The sequence below is a fragment of the Streptomyces sp. NPDC127084 genome, assembly GCF_042724175.1.
Lineage (GTDB): Bacteria > Actinomycetota > Actinomycetes > Streptomycetales > Streptomycetaceae > Streptomyces.
In genome coordinates this window covers 1-6,437 of sequence record NZ_JBHXFA010000249.1, presented here as the reverse complement: position 1 = coordinate 6,437, position 6,437 = coordinate 1, and the positions used below count along the sequence as shown (strand labels likewise).

The 6,437-nt window shown below is 71.8% G+C and carries 6 protein-coding genes; all 6 read right to left on the bottom strand.

Annotation, left to right across the window (positions count from 1 at the left end; translation table 11 throughout):
* Positions 1 to 144: 144 nt before the first annotated feature.
* Positions 145 to 411 carry a DUF6296 family protein gene (locus tag ACFWI9_RS32225; protein ID WP_387168231.1) on the bottom strand — a complete coding sequence of 89 codons (267 nt, stop codon included), beginning with the start codon at positions 409 to 411 and terminating at the stop codon, positions 145 to 147.
* A gap of 151 nt (positions 412 to 562) precedes the next feature.
* On the bottom strand, positions 563 to 1,561 hold the full coding sequence (hypE, locus tag ACFWI9_RS32220; RefSeq protein WP_387168234.1) for a hydrogenase expression/formation protein HypE: 999 nt from the start codon (positions 1,559 to 1,561) through the stop codon (positions 563 to 565).
* Positions 1,562 to 1,673: 112 nt separating this feature from the next.
* The gene (gene hypD, locus ACFWI9_RS32215; protein ID WP_387168228.1) at positions 1,674 to 2,798 is read right to left on the bottom strand and encodes a hydrogenase formation protein HypD; all 1,125 of its coding nucleotides are present in this window, start codon (positions 2,796 to 2,798) and stop codon (positions 1,674 to 1,676) included.
* Complete coding sequence (locus tag ACFWI9_RS32210) at positions 2,795 to 3,124, bottom strand: HypC/HybG/HupF family hydrogenase formation chaperone (protein WP_387168225.1); 330 nt, start codon at positions 3,122 to 3,124, stop codon at positions 2,795 to 2,797. Before ACFWI9_RS32210 ends, hypD begins: the two co-directional genes overlap by 4 nt.
* Before the next feature lie 10 nt (positions 3,125 to 3,134).
* Positions 3,135 to 5,633, bottom strand: a complete 2,499-nt coding sequence (gene hypF / locus ACFWI9_RS32205; RefSeq protein ID WP_387168222.1) for a carbamoyltransferase HypF — start codon at positions 5,631 to 5,633, stop codon at positions 3,135 to 3,137.
* Positions 5,630 to 6,325: a hydrogenase nickel incorporation protein HypB gene (gene hypB, locus ACFWI9_RS32200; RefSeq protein WP_387168219.1), complete on the bottom strand. Its 696-nt coding sequence runs from the start codon at positions 6,323 to 6,325 to the stop codon at positions 5,630 to 5,632. Before hypB ends, hypF begins: the two co-directional genes overlap by 4 nt.
* Between the last annotated feature and the right edge of the window lie 112 nt (positions 6,326 to 6,437).

The following is a 6,437-nucleotide window of genomic DNA, read 5'->3' as shown; positions in this document are numbered from 1 at the left end:
CCTCGTACTGGATGTACTCGGGTGATTCGACAACGCAGCGAGGTGCCGTGCAGGACGTCGCGAGCCGGTGAACCTATCCGGTCACAGCACTAGGGGAGTCGCGAGCCGGGCGGGAATCCTCGAACACGGTCTACGGGGGGCGGTTCAGGACGCGAGCCGCCGGGCCGCGACGCCGGAGGCGGGCTGCTGGTGGCCGCCGCTCGCGAGCATCCGCACCTCGCCGCGGTCGCTGATCTCCGCCTGCACGATGCCGGTGTCGTCGGCGTAGACCGGATGGCCGCCCGGGCCCTTGCGGTCGGTGCGGTGGACGACGACCGCGTCCTCGTCGGCCGCTGCTGCCGACCCCGTGTGCGTCCCGCCGGGTTGCGCGAAGACCAGTTCGTAGTCCTTGCCGCTGCCGTCCCGGTTCATAGCGCCCTCCTCTTCCAGGCAGCCGGACACCGCCGGTGCCCAGCCAGCACCCGAATGACCATTATCGGACAAAACATGCCCCGTGCGAGCGCCACACGATCCGAGCGTCGCCCGAGAGCCTTCTGATCTGCCGTCCGGATCAGCGGACCGATCAGCAGATACGCGGCAGCTGCTCACCGAGCGGCAGATCGACCACCCGCGTACCACCGAGGCCGGTGCGTGCCACCACCATGCCGTGGTGGGCGTCGACCACCTCGCCGATCACGGCCGCCTCGCCACCGAGCGGGTGCGCCCGCATCGCGGCGAGCACCGCGTCCGCGGCATCGGGCCGGACGAAAGCGACGAGCTTGCCCTCGTTGGCGACGTACATCGGGTCCAGGCCCAGCACGGCGCAGGCGTTGGCGACCGCGGGAGGCACGGGTACGGCACGCTCCTGGATGACCACGCCCGTGCCGGACGCCGCCGCGATCTCGTTGAGGGCGGCGGCCAGACCGCCTCGTGTCGGGTCGCGCAGCACACGCAGGGCGCCGGGGTCACCGGCGGCGGCGAGCATCGACTCGACCAGACCGCCGAGTGCGGCGCAGTCGCTCTGGATCTCCACCCCGAACTCCAGGCCCTCGCGCACGCTCATGATGGCGACCCCGTGCACCCCGATCGCACCGCTGACGAGCACCGCGTCGCCGGGGACGACACGCTGCGGGCGCAGGTCGACGCCCCGCGGGATCAGGCCGATGCCGGAGGTGTTGATGTAGACGCCGTCGCCGTGGCCGGCTTCGACCACCTTGGTGTCACCGGTGGCGATCTCCACGCCGGCCGTCCGCGCGGCCGCCCCCAGTGCTTCCGCGACCCGGGAGACGACGGCGATCTCCACGCCCTCTTCGAGGATGAACCCGCAGGACAGGTACGCGGGTTTCGCCCCGCTCATGGCGAGGTCGTTCACCGTGCCGTTGACGGCGAGGTCGCCGATGCTGCCGCCGGGGAAGAACAGCGGGCGTACCACGAACGAGTCGGTGGAGAACGCCAGCCGGGCACCGCCGATTTCGAGCGCGGCCGAGTCGCCGAGTCCGGCGAGCGTGTGTCCGCCGTACGCGGGTGCGAACACATCCCTGACCAGCTCGGCGGACAGGGCACCGCCGCCACCGTGGCCCATGACCACTCGGGCCCGGTCGTGGACGGGCAGCGGGCAGGTCCACCCGAGCAGGTCCGGGGCTTCTCCTGGGGGGACGCCTGCCTCGGTGGCAACGGACGCACGGGCGGTGGCCTCAGACAACGGAACTGCCTTCCCTGGATGGTGCCGGCAGATCCAGCCGCCGGTAGAGGTAGTACGCGGCGCAGGCCCCCTCGCTGGACACCATGGTGGCGCCGAGCGGGGTGCGCGGGGTGCAGACGGTGCCGAAGGCCTCGCACTGATGGGGCTTCAGCAGTCCTTGCAGGACCTCGCCGCTGCGACAGGCGGCCGGTTCGCGGGTGTCGATTCCCGACACGGCGAAGCGGTGCTCGGCGTCGTAGTCGCGATAGCGCGCGGACAGCCGCCAGCCGCTGTCCGGGATCACACCGATACCGCGCCAGGCGCGGTCGGTGACCTCGAAGACATCGTCCAGCATCGCCCGTGCCGACGGGTTGCCTCCGGGTCTGACGGCTCGCGGGTAGGCGTTCTCCACGGTGTGCTCGCCACGCTCCAGTTGCCGGACGGTGCGGCGTACGCCTTCGAGGATGTCCAGGGGCTCGAAGCCGGTCACGACGATCGGGACCCGGTGCCGTTCGGCGAGCCGCGGGTACTCCCCGGTGCCCATCACGCTGCATACGTGGCCCGCGGCGAGGAAGGCCTGCACCCGGCAGTCCGGGGATCGCATGATCGCCTCGATCGCGGGTGGCACCCGCACATGGGACACCAGCAGGCTGAAGTTGCGAATGCCCAGCCTGCGGGCCTGGTAGACCGTCATGGCGTTGGGCGGGGCGGTGGTCTCGAATCCGATGCCGAAGAAGACGACCTGGCGGTCCGGGTTCTGCTGGGCGATCCGCAGGGCGTCGAGCGGCGAGTAGACGACCCGTACGTCGCCACCCTCGCTACGCACCTGGAAGAGGTCGCGCCCGGTGCCGGGAACACGCAGCATGTCGCCGAACGAGCAGAAGACCACCCCGGGCCGGGAGGCGATCTCCAGGGCCTTGTCGATCACCTCCAGCGGGGTGACGCACACAGGGCAGCCGGGGCCGTGGATCAACTCGACTTCGTCAGGCAGCAGTTGGTCGATGCCGTGTCGGATGATGGTGTGGGTCTGGCCGCCGCACACCTCCATGAGCGCCCAGGGGCGGGTCACGGTGGCACGGATCTCGTCAAGCAGCCGCCCGGCCAGTTGCGGGTCCTGGAACTCGTCGATGTACTTCACGGCCGCGCCTCCCGGGCCACGGTTCCGGTGGCCCCGCCGACAGATCCGGGGCCGTGCGCCTCGGCGGCGGCCTGCTCCCAGGGGTCGCCGAACTCCTCCTGGAGCATGCCGAGGTTCTCGAACAGCTCCAGGGTCTTCCGGGCGGACTCCTCATCCAGCCGTTGCAGCGCGAATCCCACATGGACGATGGCGTATTCACCGACCCGGAGGTCCGGCAGGTACTCCAGGCACACCTCCTTCACCACACCGCCGAAATCGACCGAGGCCATCCGGGTGCCGTCCCGGTCCTCGATGGCCAGCACCTTGCCCGGTACCGCCAAACACATGTGTCTCTCCTTATTTCCGAAGGCTGCGGGCGGCCACCATGAGCTGGCCCAGGGCCAGGCCTCCGTCGTTGGGGGGGACCCGGTGGTGGCGCAGCACGGTGAAGCCGTCGTCGCGCAGTCCGCGGGCGCAGGCGGAGGAGAGCAGTGTGTTGGCGAACACTCCCCCGGTCAGGGCCACCGTGGTCAGTCCGTGCCGCTCACGCGCCGAGGCGCAGACCGTGCGGACGAGCCGGGCGACGGCGGTGTGGAAGCGGGCGGCGAGCACGGCGGCCGGCGTCCCGGTGCGCAGGTCCCCGGCCATGGCGGCGAGCAGGGGGGCGGGATCGGCTGTCAGCGGGTCCTCGCTGCCCTGCCGCGGCGGGCGCAGCGCGAAGGCGTAGGCCGCGGGATCGCTGCCGCTGCCGAGGTCCGCAGCCGCCGCGCTCACGGCGGCGGCTTCGAGTTCGACGGCGGCCTGCGCCTCGTAGCCGACGAGCTGGCACACACCGGCGAGTGAGGAGACCGCGTCGAAGAGCCGGCCCATGCCGGAGGTGGGAACGCAGTTGAGCCCGCTCGCCAACTGGCGTTCGAGAACCGCGAGTTCGCCCGCCGGGCAGGCTCGTACGCAGGGCAGGTCGGCGCTCCACTCGACGCGCGCCGCCCATAGGTGGGCGAGCGCCATACGGTAGGGCCGCCGGACGGCCGCGTCACCTCCGGGGAGGGGAACGTAGGCGAGGTGGGCGTAGCGGCTGAAGCCGCTGTAGTCGGCGAGCAGGAACTCCCCACCCCACACGGCTCCGTCGTCGCCGTAGCCGGTGCCGTCGAAGGCGACCCCGATCACCCGCTCGCCGCCGTCCAGTCCATGCTCCGCCATCGCGGACGCGATATGGGCGTGGTGGTGCTGGACGGCGACGAGCGGCCGGTCGTCGGCGTTGCGCTGGGCCCACTGGCCGGAGCGGTAGCCGGGGTGCCGGTCGGCGGCCAGCAGCGCGGGCCGCACTCCGGTGATCTGCTCCAACTGCTCCTCCGCGCACTCGAAAGCGTGCTGGGTGGCCAGGCCGTCCATATCGCCGATATGCGCCGAGAGCCAGGCCTTGCGATCGCTGCCGAGGCAGAAGGTGTTCTTGAGATCGCCGCCCACGGCGAGCGCGGGTACCACGGGCACCGGCAGGGTCATCGGCAGCGGGGCGTAGCCGCGTGAGCGGCGCAGGATCAGGGGCTCGCCGTCGCAGACGCGCACCACCGAGTCATCGCAGGGCACATGGATGGGGCGGTCGTGCAGCAGCCAGGCGTCGGCCAGGTGTGCCAGCCGGTCGAGCGCTTCCGTGTCATCGGTGACGATCGGCTCTCCGGCGAAGTTCCCGCTGGTCATCACGAGCAGCCCGGGGCCTGCCGGGGCTTGGGGTCGGGACTGGCCGAGTCCGCCGGTGCCGTCGCCGAGGCCCAGCAGCAGATGGTGCACCGGTGTGTAGGGCAGCATCACGCCGAGGTCCGGGCTGCCCGGGGCGACCTCGTCCGCAGGCCGGGGAGCACCCGCCCGGGACAGGGGCTCGGCACGGCGGCGCAGCAGCACGATCGGGCGGACATTGCCGGTGAGCAGCTCCCGTTCCACCGCGCCGATCGTGACGAGGTGCTCGACGGTGGCGGGGTCCCTGGCCATCAGGGCGAACGGCTTGTCACCGCGCGCCTTCCGCCGGCGCAGCAGGGCGACCGCGGTGGAGTTCGTGGCGTCGCAGGCCAGGTGGTATCCGCCGAGTCCCTTGATCGCGAGGATGGCGCCGTCGGCGAGCAGCCTGCGCGCGTGCGCGATCGGATCGGCGGCGACGGGTCCGATCAGGCTGCGGTCGTTGGGGTCGAGCGGCTCCACGAGCTCATGCCGCAGTCCGGGGGCGGCCGGCGCCAGGACCAGCCGCAGCCGGGGACCGCAGGCATGGCAGGCGACCGGCTGGGCGTGGAAACGGCGGTCGGCTGGGTCCTCGTACTCCCCGGCGCATTCCTCGCACATCCGGAAGTCGGCCATGGTGGTGTGGGCCCGGTCGTAGGGCAGTCCCGTGACGATGGTGAAGCGCGGCCCGCAGTGTGTGCAGGTGATGAAGGGGTGCCGGTGGCGGCGGTCGTCCGGGTCGGCGAGTTCGGCCAGGCAGGCGTCGCAGGTGGCCGTATCCGGGGATACCAGGGTGCGGATGGGACCGTCCTTGTGTGAGGCGACGATGGCGAACCCGCTGGCGCCCGTGGCCGGGAGCTCCTCGTCGTGTACCGACTCCACGAGTGCGAGCGGTGGGGCGCCCACGGCGATACGGGTACAGAAACTGGCGACGGCGAGCGGTGCGCCCTCGACCTCGGCTACCACGCCCTCACCGGTGTTGGTGACATGGCCGGCCAGTTCCAGGCCGGTGGCGAGGGTGTACACATACGGCCGGAAGCCCACGCCCTGCACCACGCCCCTGACGGTGACCCGGCGGCGCTGTACCGACGCGGTGGCCGGTGCCGCGGCATCGGCTGTCTCCGCTTCCTGGTGCGAGGTGCTCACGACCGTGCCCGCGCCATGACCGGGGCGTGGACCGGGCTTCCCTCCGCCGCCGCCAGGGCCCGGTCGAGCAGGGCGCCGGTGCCCTGGCCCGTCCGGGCGGAGGTGAGGAGCACGTCCACACCGGGGTTGACCTGCTGGACATGGGCGCGGAAGGCCCCCTCGTCGAATCCCACCGCCTCGGCGATATCCGTCTTGGTGACGATCACGAGCTGGGCGAGGCCGAAGGCCGTGGGGTACTTCAGCGGCTTGTCCTCGCCTTCGGTCACCGAGGCGAGGACGACCCGCAGCGACTCGCCGAGGTCGTACGAGGCGGGGCAGACCAGGTTCCCGACGTTCTCCACGAACAGCAGCCGAGTGTGTCCGGGCAGCCAGCCGTGCAGATGTCCGGCCAGCATCCCGGCCTCCAGATGGCACAGCCCGTCGGTCAGCACCTGCTTCACGGGGGCTCCGGAGCGGGCCAGGCGCTCGGCGTCGTTCTCGGTGGCCAGATCGGCGGTGAGGGCGGCGACCGGCAGTCCGCGCTCACGGGCGAGCAGCAGTTCGCCTTCCAGCAGGGCGGTCTTGCCGCTGCCGGGACTGGACAGCAGGTTGACCACCGTGGTGCCCTGGGCGGCGAGGCCCGCGCGCAGGGCCTGTGCCGCCGCGTCGTTCTTGGCGAGCACCGCTTGTTGCAGATCGACGACACGGCACATGGTCAGCTCTCCTCCGGGATCTTCGGCGGGGTCGGTTCACCGGTGCGGCTCGGTGCCGGTTCCCCGGCCCACTCCACACCGGCGATGCGCAGCTCGCGGCCCGCGGTCAGCT